Genomic DNA, 24,654 nt, shown 5'->3' with positions numbered 1-24,654 from the left:
TACCCAGGCAGGCAACTGATTACTTCGCAGCTGGCAAGAACACCATTTGTGAAGGGCTTCCCACCGGAGTGTAGCCTTCCACGAAACTGAGCTTGCCGCTGAGCTGGTCTACGCTAAAGCGCGTAACGTTATCGCTACGCTGGTTCATGGCATACAGATAGCGGCCACTCGGATCCAGGGTGATGGTGCGCGGGTAATCGCCTCGCGTCCAGGTCTCCGCCACCGGTTTCAGTTCACCTTCGCCGCTTACGCTGAACTGCGCAATGCTGTTGTGCAGGCGGTTGGCGACATACAAATTTTTACCATCTGCTGCCAAAGCCATGCCAGCGGCAAAGCTGGTGCCCTTATAATCGGCTGGCAAGGTTGAAACAGCATGCAACTGTGTCAGCGTCCCCTTTTGGCTATCAAAGTGGTAGCTGGTTAGTGTAGATGCTTCCTCGTTGATTAGTAGGACAATTTTACCATTTGGGTGAAATATGAAGTGGCGCGGGCCGGCTCCTGCGGAAGAAGCAGCAATCCACGGAGGATCGTTCGGAGTCAGCTTGCCGCTGGCGGCATCAAAACGCCACTGGTAGATCCGATCCAGCCCCAGATCGGTAGAGAACACAAACCTGCCGCTCGGATCGCTGGCGATCATATGCGCATGTGGGCCATTGTGATCGCTGATGGCGAAGCTGCCTTCCACTGCGGCGGCGGGTTTGGCCGCTCCCGCCGGGCCTGCATCTTGTTGCACGGAACTGGCGGCTCCTAACTTGCCTTCGCTGTCTACCGGGAACGCCGCAACGCTGCCGCTGACGTAGTTAGCCACCAGCAGATGACGGCCATCCGGCGTCAGAGAAAGGTAAACCGGCCCCGCCCCCTGTGAATCCACCTGATTAAGCGGCGTCAGGGTGCCGTCCTGTGGGTTGATGCGATAGGCGACAATGCCCCCGTGCTCGGTGCCATTAAAATCTGCCACCTCGCTGGCAACGTATAGCGTCTGCCCTTTGGCATCGGCGACCAGCTGGGCCGGATTAGGCAGGCTGCTGACCAGCGTCTTGGCACTCAGCGCCCCGGTTTTCGCATCCACCTGCATACGGTAAACCCCCTCACCGTTCGGGTTATAGGTACCAATATAGGCAAAATGAGACGACGTGGATTTCATTGCATCCTCAGCATGTAACGCCGGGCTGGCGATAGCCAACAACGCCAGGGACAGCGCGTTCCACAGCGGAGCAATTCGTAAATTCGAAGCCTGCCAGTTTCGCATAGTTATCCTTTTAACCGATAGATAGGGGCAACAAAATGCCCCAAGGGAGCATGCGGCTCAGGAGTACAGGGTTTACCCCACCAGCCGCTTGGTGATCTCCAGCAGAGTTTTGACATCTTGCGGACGAGTATCGCCACTGGCGGAATCAATGATGGAACTATAGATATGTGGGATCACCTGCTTCACACCGGCTTTCAACGCAATCTCCAGGATCGGTTCGAAGTTTTCCAGATCGATGCCGCCGGTCGGCTCCAGCATAAAGTCATGCTCGGCACAGGCTTTCGCCACGTACTCATATTCGTCCTGATGCTTCAGACCGCCCATCGGGAAATACTTAATCGAGCTGCCGCCCATATCTTTCAACAACGCAATCGCGGTCTCTACCGGCACAATGCCATCCGGCGCCTGAGCACTCAGCGGCCCGGTGGAAATCTTCACCCAGCCCACGCGGCCAGTCGGGGAGACCAAACCATTCACCACGGTTTCGTTTTGCCCCAGCAGTGCACGACTGGCACCGACACCGGTGAATACCTGATTCACATGCTGGGGTTGGACGTGCTCGGAGATCAGGCTGACCATATTCGACTGCTTGGGATCGCCAGCCCCCAGGCCCACGGAAAGCGCGTTCTCGATCAGGCTGGCATAACGCGACATATCCGCCACCGCGCTCTCAACGTCAGGATAATTTTTGGAAAGAACGCCCACCAGCACATGCCCCTGCGCCGCATTATAGATGTCCTGCGCGTTGGCTTTTGAGCCAGCCAGTACGTTAAGGCAAACTCGGTCTTTATAGTAATTAGGCTTCAGCTTCATGCTTGGGTCTCCGTAAAAAGATTTTTGATACAGGTAAAGACGGTCATCAGTTGCTGCTCGTTCACGCTACGGACATCCACCTCAACCTTGCCTTCGTTGGCCTTGTAGCCACGGAAATAGATGGCGATATCCCCGGTTTTCAGCCGCTGGACGATGTCGACGGTCGATATCCCCAGCACCGCTTCATCAAAGGTGATTTCCACGCGGGCAATATCGCGCCCTGCGCTGTCCCAGACGGTTTTGGCGCTGATGCCATTCAGGGTATTCAGTTGGCTGATAAACGGCGTCATGCGCTCTACCATTTGCGCACCGGTGGTTTTCTCCGACGTCAGGTAGCTTTCGATCGCTTGCGTCAGGCCGAGGATGCCCTCTTTGCCCACCTTCATCGCCCGGCCAATACCGCCAGACTGCAGCTTCACCCACGCCACGTATTGCTTCTTGCCGATCACCAGCCCGCTGGTTGGCCCTTCGATGGCCTTGGCACCGCTGTAGATCACCAGATCGGCCCCCATCTGGTAGTAACACATCAGGTCTTCTTCGGCTGCGGCATCAACGATCAACGGCAGGTTATGTTTACGCGCCACCACGGCCGCCTGCTCGATTGAGAGAATGCTTTTCTGCACGCAGTGGTGAGATTTGATGTAGAGAATGGCCGCGGTCTGCGGGTTGATGCAGGCTTCAATCTGCTCTGGGGAACATTCGTTGGCATAGCCCGCTTCCACCACCTTGCCGCCGCCTAGAGCGACCATGGTATCCACCGGAGCACCGAAGTTGACGTTATGGCCACGCGGCAACACGATCTCGCGTGGTTCGTTCACCGTGGCCGAATGCAGGTTGACCAACAGGTTGGCGTTGTCCTTGACGATCACCGCCGCCACCGACTGGGCAATACCGGCAGAGGCGCAGGAAACAACCACTGCGTCTTCCACATTCAACAGACCGGCAATATAGGCGCCGGTCTTGTTGACCAGATCCTTGATTTCAAAGTAATGATTCAGGCCATAATCCACGGCGTCAATCACCTCCTGGCGTGGCGTCGAAACACCGAGAATGGTCATGCGGCCGGAAGTGTTGATCACCTGCTTTAAGTTATATTTTTCATAGATTGAAGACATGAGCGGCTTTCCCTTGATCGGTTAATAGGACTTCCCCGGCCACCACGGCAGCCAGCGGCACCAACAGCTGTTCGCCATTCACGGACTCCCCTTCGGAGTCGGCAAACACCTGCGGCCCCTGGCGGAGATCAAAAATGGTCAGGTCGGCATCAAAGCCAGGTTTCAACTGCCCCTTGGTGGTCAGGCGCAACGCCGCAGCGGCATTTTCCGTTACGCAGCCAATGACCTGCGCCAGAGAAAGCCCAACGGTAAAGAATTTGGACATCACCGTCGCCAGGCTGTGCACTGGGCCAGCCAGACGGTTGCGGCAGTAGATATCGGAACTGATGGTGTGTGGGAAGATCCCTAGCGCGATGGCCTGGCGGGCCACCTCAAAGCTGAAGCTGGCCGAGCCGTGGCCCACGTCGAGCAGCACGCCACGTTTTAACGCACGTTGGATCGACTCACGCAGCGTACCAGCCGGGGTCAGAATGCGGTTCGGTTTGCCGTTGTAGCAATGAGTGATGATGTCGCCCTGAGTCAGTAGATCGGCAATCTCGTCCAGATCCGGCGGGTTGTTACCAATGTGTACCATCAGCGGCAGTTGCTGATTTTCCCCTTGGATCTCTTTGGCCAATACCAACGGTTTGGTGCCGTTCTGGCCCACGACGCTGCTGCTCATACGCGCCTTGATACCAATGACAAATCCCGGCTTACCGGCGATGGCCTGTTTGACTCGCTGCTTGTTGATATCCGCCAGATCGGCCAGTTCATTCTGCCTTAACAGGCCGATGCGCGAGATATTGAGAAAGGCAAAGACGTTGGTTTTGGCGCTGCGCGTCAGAGCATAGAATTCATCGATATCGTCTGTGCCGGTGCTGCCTGCGTCGACCACCGAGGTGACACCGCTGCTCACGCCCACCAGGTCCGGGTCGTCATGATAAATCGGTGAAGAGGGATAACAGTGTACGTGGGAGTCGATCCAGCCAGCGCTCAGGCGGTAGTTCCCCGCCAGATCCAGTTGTTTGTGGGCGCTGGCATCTGCCGCCAATTGCCCGACTACGGCAATCTTACCGGCCTCAATAGCCACATCGGCCAGGGTGTCGTCCACCAACCTGGCGCGCCAGATGATTAGGTCATACATGCTTCGCTACTCCTTGCCAACCCCTGGGCGGTTGACCCAGGGGTTGGCACTTGATTAAGAAATGGCTACCGGGAAGAATGCCCCCAAGATCATGGCCCCCAGGATCGCGCCGCCGGTGATCGGCTTGCCCCAGATGTAGAACAGCAGCGCACCCAGCAGGGAACCCAGACCAATCGGGATCGAAGCGGCCATGGCAGACAGGATGATCAACGGCCCAAGGAAACGCCCGGAAGAGTTACCTGCCCCCATCATCACGTCCGCCCCGTAGGTGGAGTTGCTCTGATTGATGGTAAATTTACGCGCCAGGATAATCAGGTAACCAATCGCCAGGCCAATGACCAGGCCAGTAACCAGCGAGGCGGCAAAGTTGGCTACCGGGAAAACAATCCCCGCGCCCAGCAACAGCGCAGGAACACCCAGGCCAACCCCGGTCTGGATCGCCCCGCCAATATCCAGGATCCCTACCAGAGAACCTTCGATAATGCGGGCAAACAGGAAGCTGGCACCGAACGCCGCCACCGCACCGTAAACTCCGGTATCCATCCCGGCACGCAGCATGGAAACGAAAGCCACTTCGTTAAACGCGCCTATGCCATACAGGTAATACATGTGTGTCCCGGCGAACACGCCGGACGAGAGCAGGCCAACAAAAATCGGGAACGACCAGTCGGCATACCAGAAGCCTTTGTCTGCTTGTGCTTCCATCATTCAGCTCCTTATTTTCCGCTCAGGGTGTTATGAATGGCATCCAGCCAGCCAGGCACGCCCAGGCTGAAGGACTCGAGAACTTTCATATCAAAGCCGCGGAAGAAGCCGCTCAGCACGAACAGCAGCACAATCGCCACCATCATGATCTTGGTGACTTTATTCCAGCCGCTCTCTTCAACGCCCTTACCAATCAGGATACCCAGCACCAGACCCGGTACGGCGTTCCCCATGATCAGCTGTGCCAGACCACCGAAGATGGTGCCCCAGAAGCCAGAACGTTTGCCCGCTTCAATCGCCGCCAGCCAAAAGATCACCGGCATGACGGTGTTCACCAGCAGGTTGGCCGCCGGAACCAGCACTTTGATGGCCGTAACCTGCAAGGCCGCAGGCACTGCCGAAGCGGTGGTATTAAGGAAGGCCACGACCAGAATGCCGATGATGCCGCACGCGATGGCCATCTTTTTTGGATCGTGCATGGTTTCCGCAACGTTGCGGTTTTTGATCATCAGGGCTGCTGCGCCCCAGTTAGGAATGATGCGATGGTCAACGTCCTGCGTGAAGGCCCCCGCCGCCACAGAAGACGCCCAGGCGTTGAAGAAGAAGCCCAGACCAAATGAGAAATGAGAAGCCGGATCGCCTTCGCAGGAGTTCAGCTCACCCAAGGTACGGAACGCCCCCATACCCTGCGTCGTCGGTGCGTGGAACATACGTGCGGCACCAGCCCCTACACCGACGCCAACCAGCCCGCCGATAATAATCGACTTAAATAAGATGATTAAAAACATCAGAATATCCTTCTTATGTCATGCCCAGTGGATCCCAAGACGCAGCCATAGCTGCTGTAGCTTGAAACACGACGGATATAACGTTTTTATTTCTGGGTGAAGACCACCTTTTCGGTATTGATGATCGTCACGTTCACGGTTATTTCTAATGAAACGGCATAGCTTTTTCTTTCGCGTGCCAGGAAGAAGAAAAGAAATTTTTCTTTGGTAGTTTTCTCTTCCGCCTTTAATATTTTGACGTCCTGCGGTTCGATACGCAGCAGAACATTATTGGTGGATTTTAAAATCACGCCCTGTACATTCGCTAATGCACCGGCAAAGGCTTTAGCTTTACTATCGCCTTTGCCCTCTACGTTAACCGAGGTGGTATAAGTTTCTTTCATTAAGGATTGCCGTATTTTTTGACATACGCTTCTACTAGCCGCTGGCCTAATTCTTCTTTATCCATAAAGCCAAAGCCTAATACATTGCAGCCTTCGTTAATTGCCGTCACGCCTTCTTCGATAGAACGCATACCATATCTGGATTTATAACCATATTTGGTTTGTGCCGTAATTGCCCCGGCACCGCCGCTGCCACAGAAGGAAATGCCCAATTGCGCATTCTCTGCTTTCATCACATCGCCCAGCTTCATATCCGCCGCCATGCCAGGGATCACAATCGCCTTGGCACCTGCATTCTCAACGCCCTGGCCCACTTTCTGGCCTTTACCCAGCCGATCGCCGATCACTACGGTAATTTGTCCCATGGGGTTCTTCTCCTGAATAATTTTAATGGATTAAATGCTATTGGTCGTTATCTTTAGCCACTTCAAAATGAACCGAAAGCAGATACGCCTCTTCAATCGGTAACGTGGAAAACTTATTTACCACTCGCTCTGCCAGCCGCATCGAACCGGCAGAAATTTCATCAAACAGTGATTTATCAACTTCCGGCAAGGGTTCACCCGTTATTGAGCGCAACACCATCGCGCGGATATGAGACTCCAACATTTGTTGTTGCACCGCATTGGTATAAATATTTTCTTCACCCAACATGGCAGTAATATCGGCCAGCAGTTGAGTGGTAATCGCTGCGGCCTCACTGATATCAGTCTGTTCCCTGTTACTTACCGAAGCAGTTCCGTCATTCACTTTGCAGTCACCTCTGGATCCAGCTATTTATCCGTTAGCGGTAAAGCGCTTTTCCTTTACCCGCTTTCTTTGATGTCTTTACCCTAACCTTTGGGGCATTGCTTGTGTAGCGCGTTTTTTTCCAGTTCGAACTGGAAATTAAGTGACGCCAGGGGATCCATTTCGCAAAACCGGGGGTTTTTACGCTAAGTAAATGAGATTGCAAAAAGAGTTTGCAACGCAGAGTTGCCAGTTGGCGTCGGGGCGCAAAAAACTTCGTGATCGAGATCTCTTTCTTTTCCTGCCCTAACAGCCTACTATCAGTAGGACAAACCGACATTTTTCACACCCCCGCTCCCAAAGGTGCGGGGGTGTTGCTTTTGTGTTGTTTTCCGAATTTATGGCGCAGAAAGGGCGCCCTTTGATTGGACTGGAGAGTGGAATGACCAAACCAACCATTACCATTAATGAGCTGGATGCGGAACGTCTGGATGCGCTACTGGCACAGCCAGCCTTTGCCAATACTGACGTCGCCGCCGCGCTGAACGCCGAACTGGATCGTGCTGACATTGTGCCGGCATCGCAGATCCCTGCACACGTCGTCACCATGAACAGCCGCGTACGCTTTCGCGATCTGCATACTTCAGAAGAACATGTGCGCACGCTGGTTTACCCTGCCTCGCTCAAAGACAGCGCTGAACAGCTGTCGGTGATGGCACCACTAGGTGCTGCACTGCTGGGAATGCACGTGGGTAAACAGATCAATTGGCAGTTGCCAAACGGCGAAGAAGCCCGCATTGAAGTGCTGGAATTGCTCTATCAACCTGAAGCTGCGGGCGAGTATCACCGCTAAGCCAGGTTTCCGGGCGGCCATTCAGCCGCCCTGTTTGCGCCTTTACAGGCAAATCGCGATCAGCACCACCACAAAGCCGCCACCAAAACCAAACAAAATGGTGGTCATGCCGGTCAAAAAGCCGGTAAACAGCACAGGTAAAATATCAGCCATTACCCTACAACGCCTCAATGTCGTTGGTCATTTCCGCAGTGGCGTCAACGAGCCTGTGTGGTATTAGCGCTGGCACGCCTGGCGGCGGGCAACAGCGTTACCCAGGTGACAATAGAGTTGGGCTATGAGAGTAGCGCGGCCTTTTCGGCGATGTTCCGTAGGGTGTTAGGGTTAGCACCGTCTTCTTATCTGGGGTAATGGTGATGACCGCCATCGGCGGTCACCAAGGATGTTCTGACGTTTAGCGGAATTTCTTGTGATTGGCATCGCGGGTTTGCTTGAAGCCCTGTGCCACTTTACGTGCATCCTCCAGCTTGCCCTGATTCGCCAACGCCATTGACTGATCGATCTGCCCGACCAACGTCGCCAGCCCTTGACGAAATTCCTTCATCTCCGGGCTGTCTGGCGCTTTGCTTTCCAACTTCGGCGGTGTGCCTTTCTGGGCATCCGTGGCAGCAGCGCGCATATTCTGCAGGCTCTGCTTGAAGGTATCGGTAGAGTCGGTTTTCAATACGATTTTGTAATTGGCGGCCAGCGTATCCATATCATCGGCCAGATCGGCAGCCATCGCCCATGAACTGGCTCCCAGCAGCGTCAGTGCTGCCAACACTTTCAATGTCTTCTTCATGCTCACCTTCCCGTTATTGTTTTATTTACCCCGTTATTAACATAGGCATAGAACGATAATACCGATACCGGATATTTGTAAGGAAGGTTGAAGCGGGGAGTTGGGAGGAGCCGAGATACCCCTACCCTAACCCTATCCCTGTGGGAGAGGGTTAGGGTGAGGGAATTACTGCCCGGCGATCTTCATTTCCGGCAGCAGCACCGAACCGCACTGGATATTACTGCGCAGTTCGATATCGCTGCCGATGCTGACGATATTGCGCAGCATATCTTTCAGGTTACCGGCAATGGTGATCTCGCTGACCGGATACTGGATCTCACCGTTTTCGACCCAGAAGCCAGAAGCCCCGCGTGAATAATCGCCGGTAATCCCGCTGACACCCTGCCCCATCAGCTCGGTGACCACCAGACCGGTGCCCAACTGTTTGAGCATGCCAGCAAAGTCATCGCCCTGCCCGGCAATGCGCCAGTTATGGATCCCGCCCGCGTGGCCGGTGCTGTGCAGCCCCAGTTTACGCGCGGCGTAGCTGGTCAGCAGCCAGGTTTCCAGCACGCCGTCTTTGACGATGTCGCGGCGCTGGGTGCGTACACCTTCGCTATCGAACGGCGTAGAGGCCAGCCCTTTCAGCAAGTGCGGATGTTCTTCAATGGTCATCCACTCCGGCAGGATCTGTTTACCCAACGAATCCAGCAGGAAGGTGGATTTGCGATAAACGCTGCTGCCGCTGATAGCCCCAACCAGGTGGCCAAACAGACCGGTAGCCACTTCTGAGGCGAACAGCACCGGCGCTTTCATGGTTGATAGCTTACGTGGGGAAAGACGCGCCAGCGTGCGGCGGGCACATTCCTGGCCAACCCACTCGGGGCTGGCCATATCATTCATCGCCCGGCCAATGGTGTAGGCGTAATCCCGTTCCATATCACCATCATGCTCGGCGATCACACAGCTGGAGAGCGAGTGACGGCTGGAGCAATAACTTTGCAGCATGCCGTGGCTGTTGCCGAAGACTTTGATACCGTAATGGCTGTTGAAGCTGCCGCCTTCGGTATTGGTAATCCGCTTGTCGGCGGCCAGCGAAGCCTGCTCGGCCCGGGCTGCCAGCTCGATACCGCGTTCGGCATCCAGCTCGGTGGGGTGGAACAGGTCCAGATCCGGCGCGTCAAACGCCAGCAGATCTTTTTCCGCCGGGCCAGCATGGGGATCTGGTGAAGTGTAACGAGCGATATCCAGCGCCGCCTGCACAGTACGGGCAATGGCATCCGGATTGAGATCGGTGGAGGAGGCACTGCCTTTACGGTTTTGATAATAGACGGTAATACCTAACGCGCCGTCGCTGTTGAATTCGACGTTCTCCACTTCGCCGAAGCGGGTACTGACGCTGATACCGGTGGTTTTGCTCACGGCAACTTCTGCCGCATCGGAACCGGCGCGTGCCAGCTCCAGTGCCTGTGAAACGGCGTGTTCCAGCGCTTTGCGCTGTTCTGCAACTTGGGTGACTACTTTCATCAATCGGCCATACTTAATCAGAAAATCGTTGAGAAAAGTGCCGTGTCGGCATGGTTTTGCACGCAATAACGCGCCAAAATAATTTCAGGCTGCACCCGCTGGCCACAGCCCAATGTACTTTTGAGTCTAACAGGAACCGCGTGGAATTTCGCATAAAGCCGGCAACCTGTTAGGATTAGCCTCTTTTTAACGGAGCCTACCATGAACAAACAGCCTGAAGACTGGCTCGACGATGTCCCGGAGAACGAAAACGAGGACGATGACGAGATTATCTGGGTCAGTAAAAGTGAAATTAAACGTGATGCCGAAGCGCTGAAAGACCTGGGAACCGAACTGGTTGAACTGGGTAAAAACGCGTTGGAGCGTATCCCGCTGGATGAAGATCTGCGTGCTGCCATCGAACTGGCGCAGAAGATCAAGAAAGAGGGCCGCCGCCGCCAGATCCAACTGATCGGCAAGATGCTGCGTGCCCGCGATGTCGAACCGATCCAAACCGCGCTCGACAAGCTGAAGAACCGCCATAACCAACAGGTTTCGCTGTTCCACAAGCTGGAAGCGTTGCGCGATCGTTTGGTGGCAGAAGGTGATGATGCGATCCCGTCCGTGCTGGATCTGTATCCAGAGGCCGATCGCCAGCAGTTGCGCGCCCTGATACGTAACGCGCAGAAAGAGCAGGCCGCTAACAAGCCGCCAAAATCATTCCGCCAAATCTTCCAGTACTTACGAGAGCTGGCCGAGGCACAACAGTGATCGTCAGCGGCATCGCTGCGGGATGGACCCCGTTCATCCCCGCTGATGCACCGCTGTGCTGCTCGTTTCACGGATATTGAACCGCAGGTTGCCCTCCAGCTCTTCCTCCGCTTCTTCAAACAACAGAATAATGGCGCCAAAGCGGCGTTTGCTGCGGGCGTTGAGATTGAGAAATTCAATCTCGACCGGCAGGCTGATGTCGCCGGTCACCACATCCCACAGCGCGTCCAGGTTGGCGCCAAATCCTTCACCCAGTGCAAACCGCTCGGCAAAGTGGCGATAGAACGCTGGTAAGTCCGCTATCTGGTTAAAATCGAACTCTATTTTTCCCATCGGCTCACTCCATCCGCATGAAGTTCTTATAATGGTCGCGCGTGACATAAATCAGACCGTCACTGGAATACAACAGCCGATCGGCACCGCGTCGGCCGCATTGGTAGTTGATATCCGCTTCGCGCCATACCCGGTTGTTGGCGGTAGGCAACTGCCCTTCACGGTTGGAAAAACGATCACCGCCAATGGCCTTGCCCGGCAATACCTTGCACAGATTACCGTCACGCGCATCCCAACCCTGTTCACGTGCCTGTTTTTTGGTGATGTAGTAATCAGGCAGGCGCTGGTGCTGTTGCACATAGCTGACCACCCGCTGCTGCTGCGTCAGTTGTTCAATGCTCTCTGCCGCCGGGGTCGAATCATTGGTCAGTGCCCGATCGCCATCCCCCTGCAGCGCACTGAAACCCGCCACCAGCAAAGCAATCAACATCGCAATAAGCGTACGTTTATTCATACCGTCCCTGCATATATAGCAAAAATTAATGAATCAAAGATGACCAAGATATAACCATTTCACTGCCCAAAGGCCTGACGCCCGAGCAAATGCCGCAATTGATACGGAATTATTATGGTTAGTGAGGCCTTCCTACATACATTTTAGCCCCCGTAGTCGGGGGACGTAAACCATGCAGTATAGCCTTTGGCGGGAAAGTGAAGATATCAATCAATCAGCGCGTGGCGGTAGCGATGCAGCATATCGGCCAGGCGTTTTACCGGCCCGGTGACGCTAAGCGGAGCGAGGTTATCCACCAGCTTTTGTTGATATTCATTCATCTCTTTGAGTAAACGATCGTAGTAGTAAGCCCGCTTCACATCATTCTTGGCGGCGACCACATGGTCGGCGGTGCTGCGGATCTGCTTGTGGAACACCGAAAGCTCTTCCCGTTCCGGGATCTCGGTCATCTGCATCCGCTGGTGGGCAATAATCAGGTTGAGCGCCAGCCGATATTTGGCAATGTCGTTCGGGAACATCATCAGCAGTTGGTTCAGGCGCTGATAGAGCGCGGGCAGATGGTTTTCCTTACGGCGCGCCGCCTTGGTGGTCAACGCAGAAACGGCGCTGCTGACCAACTGATTCATCAGCGTGCGGCCAGTGCGTTCACGTGAGGTATCACGGATCAGGAACAGCACGATCATCGCCACGAAGCAGCCGATAATCTGGCCGATGGCGCTGTCGATAAATGACGAGACATGGAAACTCATCGGGTTGCTTAACACGATGATATTAAGGGTACTTGCCAGGGTGCCTAGCGATCCCAAACGGCGTTTCTGCACTTCGATACCGATGACAAAGGACATGATACCCAGGCTCAGGCACAGCAAAAACATGCTCTGCTGTGTCTCCGGCAGGATAAACATATAAAACAGCGCACCGAGCGGCAACGCCACCAGCACGCCCAGCAGGAAGTCGAGCGCCATCATTTTTGGATTTGGCGTGCGCATCGCCAATGCGGTTACGACGGCGATCATTACCATACAGCCGCTGCCGGACGTCCAGCCCGTCCACAACCAGAACAGGCAGCCTATTGAGGTCGCCGCCCAGGCCCGCAGCCCGTTAATCATCGCATGGTGGCCTTCTGCCGATGGCCTTTTCACCACCACCTCTCCGGCCAGTATCTCGTTTTCTACCGCATTGATGCCACTATTGGTATGCACGCCTTTTGCCACCAGCAGATAACGCGTCGCCGCGCCCACCCAACCGGTGACCGTTTGCAGATGTTCATCGCTACGGTTGGTTGCCAGCACCTGGCGCACCAACTTCAGACGCTTATGGACTTCCTGCGCGGTTTCCGCCGGGACCATCAGCAGCTCGCGGATATTTTCCTTCACCGCATCCGGATAGTTGAGCAAAATCAGGTAGGTTTCACAGGCCTGGGTGATCAACGTCAGCGAGAGTGTATGCAGCGCATGCAAACGGCTGTTAACCCGCTGCCAGCGTGACGACTCCAACATCAGATTGCTACGCATCCCGTTGATGGCGGTGGTGCTTTTTACCAGATCGCTCCAGGCACGATCGATATCCTCTTTCCCTGCATCGCTGATACACATCTGCATCAGCTTGTACTGCCCCACCAGCAGTTGATCTACCGCGCGATCGATATCTTGTTTGATCGAACGCGGGGAAAACAGCAAGTCGGCCAATATCGCACTGAGAATACCGAGAACGATCTCGCTACAGCGCTCTACGGCGAACTGTGGCGCGTCCAACAGTGAAGTTGTGGTGGTTGCGGAGGTGACGATGATAATCAGCGCCGTGTAGCCCGCCAGCCCCCAAGCGTAGGAGTTCTCGACCTTCACCAACGAGGAAATCCAGGTACAGACCCCCAGCCAGACACAGCAAAGCATCAACATCACTACCGGTGCACGGGCGCAGGTCACAATAATCAGCAAACCGACAAAACAGCCGATAAAGGTGCCGATAATACGCAGCCAGCCACGATAGCGAATGGCACCAGAGAAAGGTTCACCCCCGGCGGCAAAAGCCGGGCCAGCAGCCACAATGGCCGCCGTCAGCACCGACCAGCGCGGGGTTTCCAGATTGAGGTGAAAACCGACAAACAGGGCGAAGACGATCGCAAAGCTGAGCTTGCAGGCAAACCGCAGCCGCAGAAAAGTTGGGCTGTTCATTAGCCGAACTCACGCAACCGATGCATCAGCCGGATAAACGGCGAACCGCTGTCGACGCTACGATCGTTCTTACCGGTAATGACCACGGTCGCGGTGGTGCCCGCCGGGTAAGAGTGTTGCTGATCTTTCTCATCCAGCATGATTTTCACCGGCACGCGCTGTGCCAGACGCACCCACTCCAGATTACTGTCGATCGATGCCAGCCCCTTGCTGTTTGGGGTGCTGCTGCTGTTATTCACCGCCGCAGCCAGGCTATCGACAGTACCGTGCATAATACGGTTGCTGCCCAGCGGGGTGATCTCGGCACGATCGCCTTTACTCAGCCCAGCAAGCTTGGTTTCTTCCATATAAGCAATGACATAGAAGCTATTCTTCTTCACCAACGCCACCGCCGTAGAACCACGGGTGATAAATTCCCCCGCGTGGACGTTAAGGTTAGTGACCCACCCATCTGCTGGCGCACGCACCGTGGTCCGTTCCAGATCCAGCTGTGCCAGATCGCGCACGGCGATCGCCTTGGCCAACTGATGCTGTACGGTTTGCAGTACGTTATTGGATTGGTCGATCTCTTCTTGTGACATCGCCTGGATCCCCAGGCGCACACGGCGGCCCGCCTCACGCTTCTTCTCAGCCGCTAGCGTCTGGTAATAGGCCACATCGGCGTTGGCTTCGGCCAGCGCCTGTTGGTAGCGTGGCTGGTCGATCACCATCAGGATCTGGCCCTGTTGCACCAGTTGGTTGTCGATGATCGGCACGTCGGTCAGCAAACCGCTGACGTCCGGAGCAATCGCCACCACGTCGGCGGTGAATTTGGCATCACGCGTCCACGGAGATTCGGTGTAAAACGCCCAGGCCTTGAACACGGCGATGGTTGCCAGCAGAACTAGCAACAGGGTGATCGCTACGCGGATTATTTTTAATGACAGAGTTTTCACAGCAGCCTCAAACGAAAAGACACGAAATCAGATAAAACAAACAGCAATACAGCGCGGTATTGAACAGCGCCGGATGCCAGACAAAATCGTAAATCCCGGTCGGCTGCAACAGGCGACGTATGACGAAGAACAGGGCCAACGACGCTAACAGCTCAAAAAATACCGGCGGGAACGACAGTCCAAAAATGACCATAACCGGAAGCAAACTCATCACTTTATCCTTAATTGTTTACTGCACCGGGGGTTTCCCTGCTGATTTCACATTCCATTTACATTCTAGCGCACGGACGCCAAACGTCATGATCTGGCAGTTGACCAGGTCACAAACCTGAAAAAGGGTTAAGCTAAGAGCAGGCTTCCACGAGAGGGAATGTATGGATGACCGGAGGGATCGCGCGGCCACGGCAGTATACCGCGGCATAGCTGACCACGCTCAAGCGTTCAGAAGATCTTTACACCCGACACGTTATATTAGCCTGCTTACTATCAACTCATCTATAATCTGTGATCTAAATCACTTTTAAGCCAGAGTGAACAATGGAAAGACTAAAACGGATGTCCGTGTTTGCCAAAGTCGTTGAATGTGGGTCATTTACCGCGGCGGCACGCCAGCTCGACATGAGCGTTTCATCCATCAGCCAGACAGTGTCCAAACTGGAAAATGAGCTACAAGTGAAGCTGCTTAACCGCAGCACACGCAGTATCGGCCTGACCGAGGCCGGTAAAATCTACTATCAGGGCTGCCGCCGCATGTTGCAGGAAGCCACCGAGGTCCATGAGCAGCTTTATGCGCTGAACAATACGCCTATCGGCACGCTGCGTATCGGCAGCTCCTCCACCATGGCGCAAAACGTCCTGGCGACCATGACCGCCGACATGCTGCAAGAGTATCCTGGCTTGACGGTCAACCTGGTCACCGGCATTCCGGCCCCGGATCTGATTGCCGATGGCCTCGACGTGGTGATCCGCACTGGCGAACTGCAGGACTCCAGCCTGTTTTCCAAACGCCTAGGCTCAATGCCGATGGTGGTCTGCGCCGCCAAAAGCTACCTCGCACAACACGGCACACCGCAAAAACCGGCGGATATGGTGAATTTTTCCTGGTTGGAATACAGCGTGCGGCCCGACAGTGAGTTTGAACTGATGGCCCCAGAAGGCATCAGCACGCGTATTTCCCCACAGGGGCGCTTCGTGACCAACGATTCGCAAACCATGATCCGCTGGCTCAAGGCCGGGGCCGGGATTGCCTATGCACCGCTGATGTGGGTGATTGAAGAGATCAAACGCGGCGAGATTGAGATCCTGTTCAAGCGTTACCACTCAGAACCCCGCCCGGTTTACGCACTGTACACCGAAAAGGACAAGCTGCCGCTCAAGGTGCAGGTATGTATCAATTACCTGACGGAATACTTTAAACGTGTGGCAGAAGTGTATCAGGGCTATCGTTGACCCCCTTTATCCCTGGGGGATGCTCTCCAGGGGAATGGCTCTCATATATAGCGTTTAATACTATTAAACTGCAGATTTATTCAATCCTTTGATGACGTTAACAAAACGACCCACTACTCATACCCCTCCCCCCGCCGCTAGGTTATGCTCGAAAAAATCCCCCTGCATCAGGAAAAATCATGAAGAAAATCATACTGGACTGCGACCCGGGGCATGACGATGCTATCGCGATGCTACTGGCGTGGGGCAACCCAGACATTGAGCTGCTGGCCGTCACCACCGTCGTCGGCAACCAAACGTTGGAGAAGGTCACGCGTAATGCGCTGGCCGTGGCGCGCATTGCCAACATCACCGGCGTACCCTTTGCCGCTGGTTGCTCGCGGCCGCTGGTACGGCAAATTGAAGTCGCACCCGACATCCACGGCGAATCGGGACTCGATGGCCCAGTCTTACCGGAACCCACTCTGCAACTGGCCGATATCCATGCCGTCGATCTGATCATCGAAACAATCATGGCCCACCCGCCAGGCACCGTAACACTGGTGCCCACCGCAGGCCTGACCAACATCGCCATGGCGGTGCGCAAGGAACCCCGCATTGCCACACGCGTGAAGGAAGTGGTGCTGATGGGCGGTGGTTACCACGTGGGTAACTGGAGCGCAGTGGCTGAATTCAATATCAAAATCGATCCCGAAGCCGCGCATATCGTGTTCAACGAACCCTGGCCGTTAACCATGGTTGGGCTGGATCTGACGCATCAGGCGCTGGCCACGCCAGAAGTTAGCGCGCGCATCGCCGCCATTGGCACCGGTCCTGCGAAATTTGTCGTCGAACTGCTCGAGTTCTTCGGCCATATGTATAAGCAGGCGCAGGGTTTCACTTCGCCACCGGTACACGATCCCTGCGCGGTCGCCTATGTGATCAACCCCAACGTGATGACGGTGCGTAAGGTGCCCATCGATATTGAGCTGACCGGTACCTTGACGCTGGGGATGACGGTCGCGGACTTCCGCTTCCCGGCCCCGGCAGATTGCCATACTCAAGTGGCTGTGAAGCTCAACCAGACCGCTTTCTGGGATCTGATTGTGGATGCGTTGGAAAGAATTGGTGAAGTTGAGGTTTGAGGCACGGTTAGGAGTAAAGTGTCGTGCAAACGTCCGACACTTCATTCAAGCCGGCATTATGCGTAGTATATTGAAAGTGTTCTTTGTTATCGGATGTCTCTCATGGCTTACTCTATCGGCGAATTTGCCCGGCTTTGCGGAATAAACGCAACCACATTACGCGCCTGGCAGCGTCGTTACGGCCTGCTTAAACCGATGCGCACCGATGGTGGACATCGCCAGTATAGCGATGATGATATCCAGCAGGCGCTCAAAATTCTCGACTGGGTAAAAAAAGGGGTGCCCATCAGTCAGGTTAAACCCCTGCTGGCTCGCCCGGCAGAAGGTCAGACAAACAACTGGCTCATCCTGCAAGAGAGAATGCTGCAGTTGCTTAAAGAGGGAAAAATCGAATCGCTGCGCCAGCAGATTTACGACTCTGGCCGCGAATATCCTCGCCCGGAGTTGGTCACGGAAGTGCTGCGCCCGCTGCGCAGTAAAGTCTCTGCCAATATTCCAGCGATGATGACCCTGCGCGAGATCCTGGATGGCATTATCATATCCTATACCTCATTTTGCCTCGAAAGGGACAAAAAAACGGCAGGGGATAACTATCTGATCACCGGCTGGTACCTGTCAGACCCGTGTGAAATCTGGCTGGAAGCGCTCAGGCGTACTGGTCGAGGGCAGCACATCGATGTCCTTCCCGTTCCGCCTGCCAGTCTGGCTCCGGAGCTGTTTCCTGAACGAAAATGGCTACTTGTCATGACAGGTAAACTCACCCCCGTCCGCAAACAACAGATTGAACTGTGGCAGCAACAGGTGATGTCTCTTGAGGTCATCACACTTTGACGTTGTTCCGCCCTTAATTATCACAAAAGGTTGAATATTTATTTTTCACCAAGATGCTACCTTTTTCCTGTTTGTTTAACCCCTACAGGAAATCATGATGAAAAAAGCTACCGGCCTTATTCTGTTAACCTCTCTGGCAATGGTTCCTGCCGCATTCAGTGCCCCTGCTGGCACGCTGAGCGTCCATATTCTAAACCAACAGACAGGTATTCCCTCGCCGAACGTTACCGTTACGCTCGAAAAAGAGCAGCAAAACAGCTGGGTCACGCTGGCTAGCGGTAAAACGGACGAAGACGGGCGTATCAAATCTCTCTATCCACAGGACCAGGATATGCTGCCGGGAATTTACAAAGTGACCTTCAAAACCGGTGACTATTTCCACCAACAGCAGCAAACGTCGTTCTTCCCTGAGATCCCAGTTCAGTTCACCGTCACCAAGACCAATGAAAAACTGCACATCCCACTGCTGTTAAGTCAGTATGGATACTCTACCTACAAAGGAAGTTAAAGTTAAAGCATGCTCATGTTGCGCAGTTAACAGCATGAGCATGCAAACTTAATACGTTGAAGCTACTGAGAAAATAATTATCACCTTTCCAAAGTTGGACAAATAGAAATAATTGTGTAAGTTTTAACTATGCAATAACGCTACGTTGTTCACTTCCAGGTGAGACTCATGAGCTCTATGCCCTCCATCATCAACCAGTTTGTTGATTACTACAGCAAGCTGGATAACCAGCCGCCATCTGCGTTGGCGGAGATCTATCATACTGATGCCAGGCTGAGCGATCCGTTTGGTGAGCATCAGGGTCTTTTGGCGATCCAGCGTTACTTCACTCATCTATTGGCCAACGTAAAGCATTGCAGCTTTACCATCGATACCCCCCTCTGCGAAGGCCATCGTTTTGCCGTAACTTGGGCAATGCATTGGTCTCACCCGCGGATTTCAGGGGGAGAAACACTCGTCCTCGCAGGATGCTCAATTGTAGATGTGCAAGACGACCTGATTATTCGTCAGCGCGATTACTACGATGCCGGGGAGATGATCTACGAACATCTTCCCCTGCTTGGCTGGGCGGTGCGAAGTGTAAAAAGGAGAATGCGCTCATGATGACTGTCCTCATCACCGGCGCAAGCTCCGGCATTGGTGCCGGGCTAGCGAAGTCCTGGGCCGATGACGGCTGCCACGTCATTGCCTGCGGGCGAGACCGGGTCAGGCTGGAAGCACTGCAACAGTACAACCCGAATATCACGGTACGCCTGTTCGATATGACGGACAAGGAGGCCTGCCGTCTGGCACTTGCAGATTGCAGTGCCGATCTGATCGTTCTTTGTGCGGGAACCTGCGAATACCTGGAGCAAGGTGTGGTGGATGCCGCTCTGGTGGAACGTGTGATGAGTACCAACTTCCTGGGGCCAGTGAACTGTCTGGCCGCACTTCAGACCCAGCTCCTTCCAGGAAGCCGCGTGGCGCTGGTCAGTTCGATGGCGCACTGGCTGCCGTTCCCACGAGCAGAGGCGTATGGCGCGTCAAAAGCCGCCCTCACCTGGTTTGCCAATAGCCTGCGCCTTGACTGGGAACCCAAAGGCATTGCCGTCACGGTTGTCTCACCGGGCTTTGTGGATACGCCGCTTACCCGTAAAAATGATTTTGCCATGCCCGGCCAGGTGAGCGTCGACGATGCCGTGAAGGCGATCCGACGCGGTCTGGCGAAAGGGAAAAAGCACATCGCCTTTCCCACCGGATTCAGCCTGGTCATGAGGCTGCTTTCAGGGCTGCCGAATTTCCTTCAGCGCAGGCTGTTGCGCAGGATGGTTCGCTCATGAACATCGCTATTATCGGCAGCGGTATCGCAGGGCTCACCTGTGCCTGGCGGCTGGCCGGACATCATCAGGTCACGCTTTTTGAAGCGGAACCCACGGTGGGTGGACATACCGCCACGGTAGATGTCAGCACGCCGCAGGGCACGTATGCCATCGATACTGGGTTTATCGTCTACAACGACCGTACCTATCCGCGCTTTATGGGCCTGCTCAGCGAGTTGGGCATCAGCGGGCAAAAAACGCAGATGAGCTTCTCCGTACATAATCCGCAAAGCGGGCTTGAGTATAACGGCCACACCCTTACCTCGCTGTTTGCACAGCGTCGTAACCTGGTTAATCCGGCATTCTGGGGGCTGCTGAGAGATATCGTGCGCTTCAACCGTCTGGCAAAAGAGGCGTTGGCGGGCGACGTTAACGAAAACGCCACGCTGGAGACTTTTCTCGAACAACACGGCTTCAGCGCGTTTTTCGCGCGTCATTATATCCTGCCGATGGGGGCTGCCATCTGGTCCTCGTCGCTGCAAGAGATGCGCCGCTTCCCGCTTCCGCTGTTTTTGCGCTTCTTTGAGCATCACGGCCTGCTGGACGTTACCCAACGTCCGCAGTGGTATGTGGTGCCCGGCGGTTCTCGCGAATACGTACGCGCCATTTTGACCCAGTTAGGTGACCGCCTGACCCTGCACCTCAACGCACCGGTGCAACAGGTCATCCGCCATAACAAAGGCGTTGAAATCCAGCTTGCGCAGTCGAGCCACACGTTCGACCAGGTGATCTTCGCCTGCCACTCCTCACAGGCGCTGGCGATGCTTGCTCATCCTACTCCTGCAGAAAGCGAGGTTCTGGGCGATATTGGCTGGCAGCATAACGAGGTGGTTTTGCACAGCGATCCACGCTGGCTGCCGGTGCGCGAGCGTGCCTGGGCAAGCTGGAACTATCGCCTGAGCGAACGGGACCAGGTCAGCGCCTGCGTCACCTACAACATGAATATCTTACAAGGGTTACCTGAGGGTAGCCCCCTGTTCTGCGTCACCCTAAACCCGGAAACGCCGGTGGATGAACGCTACGTCTGGAAACGCTTTGTCTACGAGCACCCGATGTTTAATCCGAAAAGCTGGCGCGCCCAGTCGCGCCGCGGCGAGATTAACGGGTACCAACGGAGCTGGTTCTGTGGAGCTTACTGGTACAACGGTTTTCACGAAGATGGGGTACGCAGCGCGCTGGACGTGGTGAAGGGGATCGCTGCTGGGGAGGACCTGTAACATGAACAGCTGCCTTTACCATGGTGTGTTACGCCATCGTCGCTTCCAGCCGAAATCACACCATTTTCGCTACAACGTGTTTATGGCCTGGCTCGATCTGGACGAACTGGACGTGCTGCCGTCGGCGGGGATCCGCCGTAATCGATTTGCCGCGGCCGCCTTCCATGATGCGGATTATCCACTCGGCACACCGCTTAAAGAGAACGCCCTCAACCGGCTGCAAACCCTGACCGGGCAACGTCCTGATGGCCGCGTCATGCTCCTGACACAGCTTCGTTATTTCGGCTTCCATTTTAATCCGATCAATCTCTACTACTGCTATGACAGTACGGGCATCCTGCGCTGGGTGCTGGCAGAAGTGCGCAACACCCCGTGGAACGAGCGCCATTACTACGCGGTGGATGGCCAAGCGGCTCGCCCGCAGCCGAAAGCCTTCCATGTCTCCCCGTTTAATCCGATGGATATGGTCTATCACTGGCGCTTCAACGCCCCCGGCAAAACACTGCATATGCATATCGAAAATCATCAGGAGTCGAAGGTGTTCGACGCCACGCTCGCGCTTCACCGTGAGCACCTTACGTGCGCGACCCTGAGATCGATATTGCTGCGCATACCGCTGATGACCCTGAAAACCGTCCTGGCGATTTACTGGCAAGCGTTACGGCTGTGGCTTAAACGCGTGCCGTTGTACAACCATCCCGTTAGAAGGAGTTAGCGCTCATGACCGATCCTGCCTTTGCGCTTGAATCCGATATCCCTCGTAACGCCCGTATCGCGCGCTGGCTACTCTTTCGTTTGCTGAGCGGTATCCGCGAGGGCTCGCTCACCGTGCGTGAAGGACAGCAGACCCTCCATTTTGGCGATGAGTCTTCCGCGCTGCGTGCTGAAGTGCAGATCCTCGCGCCGGGTGTTTACTGGCGTCTGCTCACCGGCGGCAGCCTCGCTGCGGCCGAATCCTGGATGGAGGGTGAATGGGAAACGCATCAGTTAACCCCGCTTTTGCAGATCCTGGCCCTCAACGGCAAGGTGCTGGGAAGGCTGGAAAGTGGCTTTCGCCTGCTGGGCAATCCCATGGAGCGGCTTCGCCACTGGACGCGGCGTAATTACCGCAAACAGGCGCGGGAAAACATCGCCGCCCATTACGATCTGGGTAACGAACTCTATGCGCACTTTCTCGATGAAGAGCTGCTCTACTCCAGCGCACTGTTCACCGCCGACGACCAGGCTCTCTCCCAAGCCCAGCAGGCAAAAATGGCGCGCCTGTGCGAACAACTAGCGCTGACCGCAAGCGATCACCTGCTGGAAATCGGCACCGGCTGGGGGGCAATGGCTGAATACGCCGCCCGTCACTATGGCTGCCGCGTCACTACCACAACGCTGTCGCGGGAGCAGCACATCTGGGCTACAGAGCGGATTGCCCGCGCGGGATTGCAGGACAGAGTACAGGTTCTGTTGTGCGACTACCGCGACCTGACCGGAGAATTCGACAAACTGGTATCGGTTGAAATGATTGAAGCCGTGGGTAAACGCTACCTGCCGGACTTCTTCCGCACCTGTCAGGCGCGTCTGCGCCCGGGCGGCAAAATGGCAATTCAGGCCATCACCATTCAGGATCAGCGCTACCGCGACTACAGCAAAAGCGTCGATTTTATCCAGCGTTACATCTTCCCCGGCGGGTTCCTTCCGAGCATCACGGCAATGAGTGAACTGATGACGCGTCACACCGATTTTGTCGTCCGTAATCTGTTCGATATGGGGCCAGACTATGCCCGCACGCTGACGCACTGGCGGCAGCGTTTTCTGCACGCCTGGCAGGACATTGAAAAGCTCGGTTTCGATGAAAGGTTCCGCCGTATGTGGCTCTACTACTTTGGCTACTGCGAAGCCGGTTTTAACGCACGCACCATCAGCGTGGTGCAACTGACCGCAGAGCGCGTATGAACCGCTCTGTGCAGGTCGTGCTGATGGCTCTCGCGTTCGATCTCTACTGGACGCTGGTAGTGTTGTTTCGCGAGCGTGGCCTGTTTCTGTGGCTCGCCCTGGCGATCCTGGCCTGTCTGATGCTGTCGCCTGCACACCGTGTTTACGCCCTGCTACTGGCCGCGGCAGGCAGCGGTCTGGATGCCTTCTGGGTGCTGACGGGGCTGATCGGCTTTAACAGCGACGCGCTGTTGCCGTTGTGGATGATGGCGCTGTGGCTGATGTTCGCCACCGTCTGGACCCACTTGACCCTCACGACCACGCTGCCGGGGTGGATGCTGGCTCTGCTGGCAACCGCTGGCGGCCCCGTAGCGTATGTGATTGGCGAACGTCTGGGCGCCATTATCTTCCGGGAGCCGACCTTTATCGTCGTCAGTTGGATGGCGCCGGGCTGGCTGGTTCTGATGCTGTTGTTCCATATTCTGATGGGGAGACGACAATGAGAACCTCTTTACTGATGTTGCTGTGGTTGGCGGCCATCACGCCCGTCGCCCATGCCGCCGACTGGTTAAGCTGGCGCAAAGTGGGTGATGCAACCCTCACATGGGGGCCGTTTACCGTTTATACCTCCCAACTGAGCACGCCGGATGGTCGGTATCACGGGCCGGAGCAGGATCAGGCGCTGATTATTACCTACAAACGCGACATCGCCCGCGATCAGTTGGTCGACGCCACTCGTGACCAGTGGCAGGCGCAGGGTATCCTGGAGCGCGAACCACAGAGCGAAGCCTGGCTGCGCATGCTGCAGTCACTCTGGCCGGACGCCACGCCGGGCACGCAACTGGTCTTTGTTCTTAACGGTAAGCAGGGGCAGTTCTGGTATCGCTCCTCGGCGGCAGAAAAAAGCTTTACCCCGCTCGGCCCCAGCCAGTCTGCAACCTTCAGTACCAACTTTCTAGCCATCTGGCTCGATCCACGCACGCAATATCCCGAACTACGTCAGCAGTTGATCGGAGGTGAAAAATGAAACGCATTCTGATAATTGGCCTGGCGCTGATGATGCTTCTGGTGGGTTGTAGCACAGACATCAGCGACTACCGGCATCAACAACCGCCGCTCGATATCTTCCGCTACTTCCAGGGGAAAACCGAGGCATGGGGCATGGTACAAGACCGCAGCGGAAAACAGCTGCGCCGCTTCCATGTGGAAATCAGTGGCAAGGTCATCGGCGACACGCTGACGCTAAATGAACACTTTGTTTATGACGATGGCGAGAAGCAGCAACGGGTGTGGCATATCCGGCGCGTCGGCGCCAATCGCTACGAAGGCACCGCAGGCGATATTGAAGGTGTGGCCACTGGCGTAGCGGAAGGCAATGCCTTTAACTGGCGTTACAGCATGAACGTGAAAGCCAATGGCAGTACCTGGCTGCTTCACTTTGATGACTGGATGTACCTGCAAGATGACACGCATCTGTTTAATAAAACAGAGATGAAGAAATTCGGCATCACCGTCGGTCAGGTAACGCTTTTCTTCACCCGAAAAGAACAGTAAGA

Annotated in this window: 31 protein-coding genes; 15 read left to right on the top strand and 16 right to left on the bottom strand. The window is 55.3% G+C overall.

What is annotated here, in order from left to right:
• Nucleotides 1–19: 19 nt before the first annotated feature.
• The 9 genes from KAJ71_RS09570 to KAJ71_RS09530 all read right to left on the bottom strand — a co-directional run bounded on the left by KAJ71_RS09570 (nt 20) and on the right by KAJ71_RS09530 (nt 6,881).
• Nucleotides 20–1,249: a lactonase family protein gene (locus tag KAJ71_RS09570; RefSeq protein WP_248945503.1), complete on the bottom strand. Its 1,230-nt coding sequence runs from the start codon at nt 1,247–1,249 to the stop codon at nt 20–22.
• Between the two features lie 72 nt (nt 1,250–1,321).
• Entirely contained in the window at nt 1,322–2,062 is a 741-nt protein-coding gene (dagF, locus tag KAJ71_RS09565) for a 2-dehydro-3-deoxy-phosphogluconate aldolase (RefSeq protein ID WP_248945502.1), read from the bottom strand.
• Complete coding sequence (locus KAJ71_RS09560; RefSeq protein WP_248945501.1) at nt 2,059–3,177, bottom strand: DgaE family pyridoxal phosphate-dependent ammonia lyase; 1,119 nt, start codon at nt 3,175–3,177, stop codon at nt 2,059–2,061. The genes dagF and KAJ71_RS09560 overlap by 4 nt, the downstream gene beginning before the upstream one ends.
• The gene (locus tag KAJ71_RS09555) at nt 3,161–4,300 is read right to left on the bottom strand and encodes an amidohydrolase/deacetylase family metallohydrolase (protein ID WP_248945500.1); all 1,140 of its coding nucleotides are present in this window, start codon (nt 4,298–4,300) and stop codon (nt 3,161–3,163) included. The genes KAJ71_RS09560 and KAJ71_RS09555 overlap by 17 nt, the downstream gene beginning before the upstream one ends.
• A gap of 54 nt (nt 4,301–4,354) precedes the next feature.
• Nucleotides 4,355–5,005 carry a DUF4310 family protein gene (locus KAJ71_RS09550; RefSeq protein WP_024483730.1) on the bottom strand — a complete coding sequence of 217 codons (651 nt, stop codon included), beginning with the start codon at nt 5,003–5,005 and terminating at the stop codon, nt 4,355–4,357.
• 11 nt (nt 5,006–5,016) lie between these two features.
• On the bottom strand, nt 5,017–5,793 hold the full coding sequence (locus tag KAJ71_RS09545) for a DUF4311 domain-containing protein (protein WP_021180718.1): 777 nt from the start codon (nt 5,791–5,793) through the stop codon (nt 5,017–5,019).
• Between the two features lie 86 nt (nt 5,794–5,879).
• The gene (locus tag KAJ71_RS09540; RefSeq protein ID WP_248945499.1) at nt 5,880–6,176 is read right to left on the bottom strand and encodes a DUF4312 family protein; all 297 of its coding nucleotides are present in this window, start codon (nt 6,174–6,176) and stop codon (nt 5,880–5,882) included.
• A complete protein-coding gene (locus KAJ71_RS09535; RefSeq protein WP_248945498.1) occupies nt 6,176–6,541 on the bottom strand; it encodes a glycine-rich SFCGS family protein in 366 nt (121 codons plus the stop codon). Before KAJ71_RS09535 ends, KAJ71_RS09540 begins: the two co-directional genes overlap by 1 nt.
• Nucleotides 6,542–6,578: 37 nt before the next feature.
• A complete protein-coding gene (locus KAJ71_RS09530; RefSeq protein WP_375540733.1) occupies nt 6,579–6,881 on the bottom strand; it encodes a glycine dehydrogenase in 303 nt (100 codons plus the stop codon).
• A 466-nt stretch (nt 6,882–7,347) separates the two neighbouring features.
• Here KAJ71_RS09530 and rnk point away from each other — a divergent pair, with 466 nt between their 5' ends.
• Together rnk and KAJ71_RS09515 are read left to right on the top strand one after the other, a co-directional pair.
• Nucleotides 7,348–7,758 (top strand): nucleoside diphosphate kinase regulator, encoded by a 411-nt coding sequence (gene rnk, locus KAJ71_RS09525; RefSeq protein ID WP_021180723.1) that lies wholly within the window; start codon nt 7,348–7,350, stop codon nt 7,756–7,758.
• Nucleotides 7,759–7,902: 144 nt separating this feature from the next.
• Nucleotides 7,903–8,109: a helix-turn-helix domain-containing protein gene (locus tag KAJ71_RS09515; RefSeq protein WP_375540732.1), complete on the top strand. Its 207-nt coding sequence runs from the start codon at nt 7,903–7,905 to the stop codon at nt 8,107–8,109.
• A gap of 43 nt (nt 8,110–8,152) precedes the next feature.
• Here KAJ71_RS09515 and cybC read toward each other — a convergent pair whose 3' ends face one another.
• Entirely contained in the window at nt 8,153–8,539 is a 387-nt protein-coding gene (gene cybC, locus KAJ71_RS09510; RefSeq protein ID WP_248945496.1) for a cytochrome b562, read from the bottom strand.
• A 165-nt stretch (nt 8,540–8,704) separates the two neighbouring features.
• Nucleotides 8,705–10,045 (bottom strand): metalloprotease PmbA, encoded by a 1,341-nt coding sequence (gene pmbA / locus KAJ71_RS09505; RefSeq protein ID WP_021180725.1) that lies wholly within the window; start codon nt 10,043–10,045, stop codon nt 8,705–8,707.
• A 201-nt stretch (nt 10,046–10,246) separates the two neighbouring features.
• Between pmbA and yjgA the strand changes: the two genes are divergently transcribed.
• A complete protein-coding gene (gene yjgA, locus KAJ71_RS09500) occupies nt 10,247–10,795 on the top strand; it encodes a ribosome biogenesis factor YjgA (RefSeq protein ID WP_248945495.1) in 549 nt (182 codons plus the stop codon).
• Between the two features lie 33 nt (nt 10,796–10,828).
• Here the strand turns inward: yjgA and KAJ71_RS09495 are convergent, their stop codons facing one another.
• From KAJ71_RS09495 to aaeX, 5 genes are all read right to left on the bottom strand, one after another.
• Nucleotides 10,829–11,128 (bottom strand): barstar family protein, encoded by a 300-nt coding sequence (locus tag KAJ71_RS09495; protein WP_161739218.1) that lies wholly within the window; start codon nt 11,126–11,128, stop codon nt 10,829–10,831.
• Nucleotides 11,129–11,132: 4 nt separating this feature from the next.
• Nucleotides 11,133–11,582, bottom strand: coding sequence for a ribonuclease (locus tag KAJ71_RS09490; protein WP_021806977.1), 450 nt, complete (start codon nt 11,580–11,582; stop codon nt 11,133–11,135).
• 206 nt (nt 11,583–11,788) lie between these two features.
• Nucleotides 11,789–13,756, bottom strand: coding sequence for a p-hydroxybenzoic acid efflux pump subunit AaeB (gene aaeB / locus KAJ71_RS09485; protein WP_248945494.1), 1,968 nt, complete (start codon nt 13,754–13,756; stop codon nt 11,789–11,791).
• Entirely contained in the window at nt 13,756–14,691 is a 936-nt protein-coding gene (gene aaeA, locus KAJ71_RS09480) for a p-hydroxybenzoic acid efflux pump subunit AaeA (RefSeq protein ID WP_248945493.1), read from the bottom strand. Before aaeA ends, aaeB begins: the two co-directional genes overlap by 1 nt.
• A 7-nt stretch (nt 14,692–14,698) precedes the next feature.
• Nucleotides 14,699–14,902, bottom strand: a complete 204-nt coding sequence (gene aaeX / locus KAJ71_RS09475) for a p-hydroxybenzoic acid efflux pump operon protein AaeX (protein ID WP_021180732.1) — start codon at nt 14,900–14,902, stop codon at nt 14,699–14,701.
• Nucleotides 14,903–15,228: 326 nt separating this feature from the next.
• Between aaeX and aaeR the strand changes: the two genes are divergently transcribed.
• From aaeR to KAJ71_RS09415, 12 genes are all read left to right on the top strand, one after another.
• Nucleotides 15,229–16,140, top strand: coding sequence for an HTH-type transcriptional activator AaeR (gene aaeR, locus KAJ71_RS09470; protein ID WP_248945492.1), 912 nt, complete (start codon nt 15,229–15,231; stop codon nt 16,138–16,140).
• A 179-nt stretch (nt 16,141–16,319) separates the two neighbouring features.
• Nucleotides 16,320–17,264, top strand: coding sequence for a uridine-preferring nucleoside hydrolase UriH (uriH, locus tag KAJ71_RS09465; RefSeq protein WP_248945491.1), 945 nt, complete (start codon nt 16,320–16,322; stop codon nt 17,262–17,264).
• 102 nt (nt 17,265–17,366) lie between these two features.
• The gene (locus tag KAJ71_RS09460) at nt 17,367–18,095 is read left to right on the top strand and encodes a MerR family transcriptional regulator (RefSeq protein ID WP_248945490.1); all 729 of its coding nucleotides are present in this window, start codon (nt 17,367–17,369) and stop codon (nt 18,093–18,095) included.
• 97 nt (nt 18,096–18,192) lie between these two features.
• On the top strand, nt 18,193–18,603 hold the full coding sequence (gene uraH, locus KAJ71_RS09455; protein ID WP_248945639.1) for a hydroxyisourate hydrolase: 411 nt from the start codon (nt 18,193–18,195) through the stop codon (nt 18,601–18,603).
• A 168-nt stretch (nt 18,604–18,771) separates the two neighbouring features.
• Nucleotides 18,772–19,206, top strand: a complete 435-nt coding sequence (locus KAJ71_RS09450) for a nuclear transport factor 2 family protein (RefSeq protein ID WP_248945489.1) — start codon at nt 18,772–18,774, stop codon at nt 19,204–19,206.
• A complete protein-coding gene (locus KAJ71_RS09445; protein ID WP_248945488.1) occupies nt 19,203–19,922 on the top strand; it encodes an SDR family NAD(P)-dependent oxidoreductase in 720 nt (239 codons plus the stop codon). Before KAJ71_RS09450 ends, KAJ71_RS09445 begins: the two co-directional genes overlap by 4 nt.
• Nucleotides 19,919–21,178 (top strand): NAD(P)/FAD-dependent oxidoreductase, encoded by a 1,260-nt coding sequence (locus KAJ71_RS09440; RefSeq protein WP_248945487.1) that lies wholly within the window; start codon nt 19,919–19,921, stop codon nt 21,176–21,178. The genes KAJ71_RS09445 and KAJ71_RS09440 overlap by 4 nt, the downstream gene beginning before the upstream one ends.
• 1 nt (nt 21,179) lies before the next feature.
• The gene (locus KAJ71_RS09435) at nt 21,180–21,893 is read left to right on the top strand and encodes a DUF1365 domain-containing protein (protein ID WP_248945486.1); all 714 of its coding nucleotides are present in this window, start codon (nt 21,180–21,182) and stop codon (nt 21,891–21,893) included.
• A 5-nt stretch (nt 21,894–21,898) separates the two neighbouring features.
• Nucleotides 21,899–23,119, top strand: a complete 1,221-nt coding sequence (locus tag KAJ71_RS09430) for an SAM-dependent methyltransferase (RefSeq protein WP_248945485.1) — start codon at nt 21,899–21,901, stop codon at nt 23,117–23,119.
• Entirely contained in the window at nt 23,116–23,601 is a 486-nt protein-coding gene (locus KAJ71_RS09425) for a DUF2878 domain-containing protein (protein WP_248945484.1), read from the top strand. Before KAJ71_RS09430 ends, KAJ71_RS09425 begins: the two co-directional genes overlap by 4 nt.
• Nucleotides 23,598–24,125 carry a hypothetical protein gene (locus tag KAJ71_RS09420; RefSeq protein ID WP_248945483.1) on the top strand — a complete coding sequence of 176 codons (528 nt, stop codon included), beginning with the start codon at nt 23,598–23,600 and terminating at the stop codon, nt 24,123–24,125. Before KAJ71_RS09425 ends, KAJ71_RS09420 begins: the two co-directional genes overlap by 4 nt.
• Nucleotides 24,122–24,652 carry a DUF3833 domain-containing protein gene (locus KAJ71_RS09415; RefSeq protein ID WP_248945482.1) on the top strand — a complete coding sequence of 177 codons (531 nt, stop codon included), beginning with the start codon at nt 24,122–24,124 and terminating at the stop codon, nt 24,650–24,652. The genes KAJ71_RS09420 and KAJ71_RS09415 overlap by 4 nt, the downstream gene beginning before the upstream one ends.
• The last annotated feature ends 2 nt before the right edge of the window (nt 24,653–24,654 follow it).

The sequence above is a fragment of the Serratia silvae genome, from assembly GCF_023282985.1.
GTDB lineage: Bacteria > Pseudomonadota > Gammaproteobacteria > Enterobacterales > Enterobacteriaceae > Chania > Chania silvae.
Note: the sequence above shows the minus strand (reverse complement) of the source record. Positions and strands in the feature narration are given on the sequence as shown.

Coding starts and splice junctions, on each gene's coding strand:
- KAJ71_RS09570 (WP_248945503.1), bottom strand. CDS start 1,249: ATGCGAAACTGGCAGGCTTCGAATTTACGAATTGCTCCGCTGTGGAAC.
- dagF (WP_248945502.1), bottom strand. CDS start 2,062: ATGAAGCTGAAGCCTAATTACTATAAAGACCGAGTTTGCCTTAACGTA.
- KAJ71_RS09560 (WP_248945501.1), bottom strand. CDS start 3,177: ATGTCTTCAATCTATGAAAAATATAACTTAAAGCAGGTGATCAACACT.
- KAJ71_RS09555 (WP_248945500.1), bottom strand. CDS start 4,300: ATGTATGACCTAATCATCTGGCGCGCCAGGTTGGTGGACGACACCCTG.
- KAJ71_RS09550 (WP_024483730.1), bottom strand. CDS start 5,005: ATGGAAGCACAAGCAGACAAAGGCTTCTGGTATGCCGACTGGTCGTTC.
- KAJ71_RS09545 (WP_021180718.1), bottom strand. CDS start 5,793: ATGTTTTTAATCATCTTATTTAAGTCGATTATTATCGGCGGGCTGGTT.
- KAJ71_RS09540 (WP_248945499.1), bottom strand. CDS start 6,176: ATGAAAGAAACTTATACCACCTCGGTTAACGTAGAGGGCAAAGGCGAT.
- KAJ71_RS09535 (WP_248945498.1), bottom strand. CDS start 6,541: ATGGGACAAATTACCGTAGTGATCGGCGATCGGCTGGGTAAAGGCCAG.
- rnk (WP_021180723.1), top strand. CDS start 7,348: ATGACCAAACCAACCATTACCATTAATGAGCTGGATGCGGAACGTCTG.
- cybC (WP_248945496.1), bottom strand. CDS start 8,539: ATGAAGAAGACATTGAAAGTGTTGGCAGCACTGACGCTGCTGGGAGCC.
- pmbA (WP_021180725.1), bottom strand. CDS start 10,045: ATGAAAGTAGTCACCCAAGTTGCAGAACAGCGCAAAGCGCTGGAACAC.
- yjgA (WP_248945495.1), top strand. CDS start 10,247: ATGAACAAACAGCCTGAAGACTGGCTCGACGATGTCCCGGAGAACGAA.
- KAJ71_RS09495 (WP_161739218.1), bottom strand. CDS start 11,128: ATGGGAAAAATAGAGTTCGATTTTAACCAGATAGCGGACTTACCAGCG.
- KAJ71_RS09490 (WP_021806977.1), bottom strand. CDS start 11,582: ATGAATAAACGTACGCTTATTGCGATGTTGATTGCTTTGCTGGTGGCG.
- aaeB (WP_248945494.1), bottom strand. CDS start 13,756: ATGAACAGCCCAACTTTTCTGCGGCTGCGGTTTGCCTGCAAGCTCAGC.
- aaeX (WP_021180732.1), bottom strand. CDS start 14,902: ATGAGTTTGCTTCCGGTTATGGTCATTTTTGGACTGTCGTTCCCGCCG.
- aaeR (WP_248945492.1), top strand. CDS start 15,229: ATGGAAAGACTAAAACGGATGTCCGTGTTTGCCAAAGTCGTTGAATGT.
- uriH (WP_248945491.1), top strand. CDS start 16,320: ATGAAGAAAATCATACTGGACTGCGACCCGGGGCATGACGATGCTATC.
- KAJ71_RS09460 (WP_248945490.1), top strand. CDS start 17,367: ATGGCTTACTCTATCGGCGAATTTGCCCGGCTTTGCGGAATAAACGCA.
- uraH (WP_248945639.1), top strand. CDS start 18,193: ATGAAAAAAGCTACCGGCCTTATTCTGTTAACCTCTCTGGCAATGGTT.
- KAJ71_RS09450 (WP_248945489.1), top strand. CDS start 18,772: ATGAGCTCTATGCCCTCCATCATCAACCAGTTTGTTGATTACTACAGC.
- KAJ71_RS09445 (WP_248945488.1), top strand. CDS start 19,203: ATGATGACTGTCCTCATCACCGGCGCAAGCTCCGGCATTGGTGCCGGG.
- KAJ71_RS09440 (WP_248945487.1), top strand. CDS start 19,919: ATGAACATCGCTATTATCGGCAGCGGTATCGCAGGGCTCACCTGTGCC.
- KAJ71_RS09435 (WP_248945486.1), top strand. CDS start 21,180: ATGAACAGCTGCCTTTACCATGGTGTGTTACGCCATCGTCGCTTCCAG.
- KAJ71_RS09430 (WP_248945485.1), top strand. CDS start 21,899: ATGACCGATCCTGCCTTTGCGCTTGAATCCGATATCCCTCGTAACGCC.
- KAJ71_RS09425 (WP_248945484.1), top strand. CDS start 23,116: ATGAACCGCTCTGTGCAGGTCGTGCTGATGGCTCTCGCGTTCGATCTC.
- KAJ71_RS09420 (WP_248945483.1), top strand. CDS start 23,598: ATGAGAACCTCTTTACTGATGTTGCTGTGGTTGGCGGCCATCACGCCC.
- KAJ71_RS09415 (WP_248945482.1), top strand. CDS start 24,122: ATGAAACGCATTCTGATAATTGGCCTGGCGCTGATGATGCTTCTGGTG.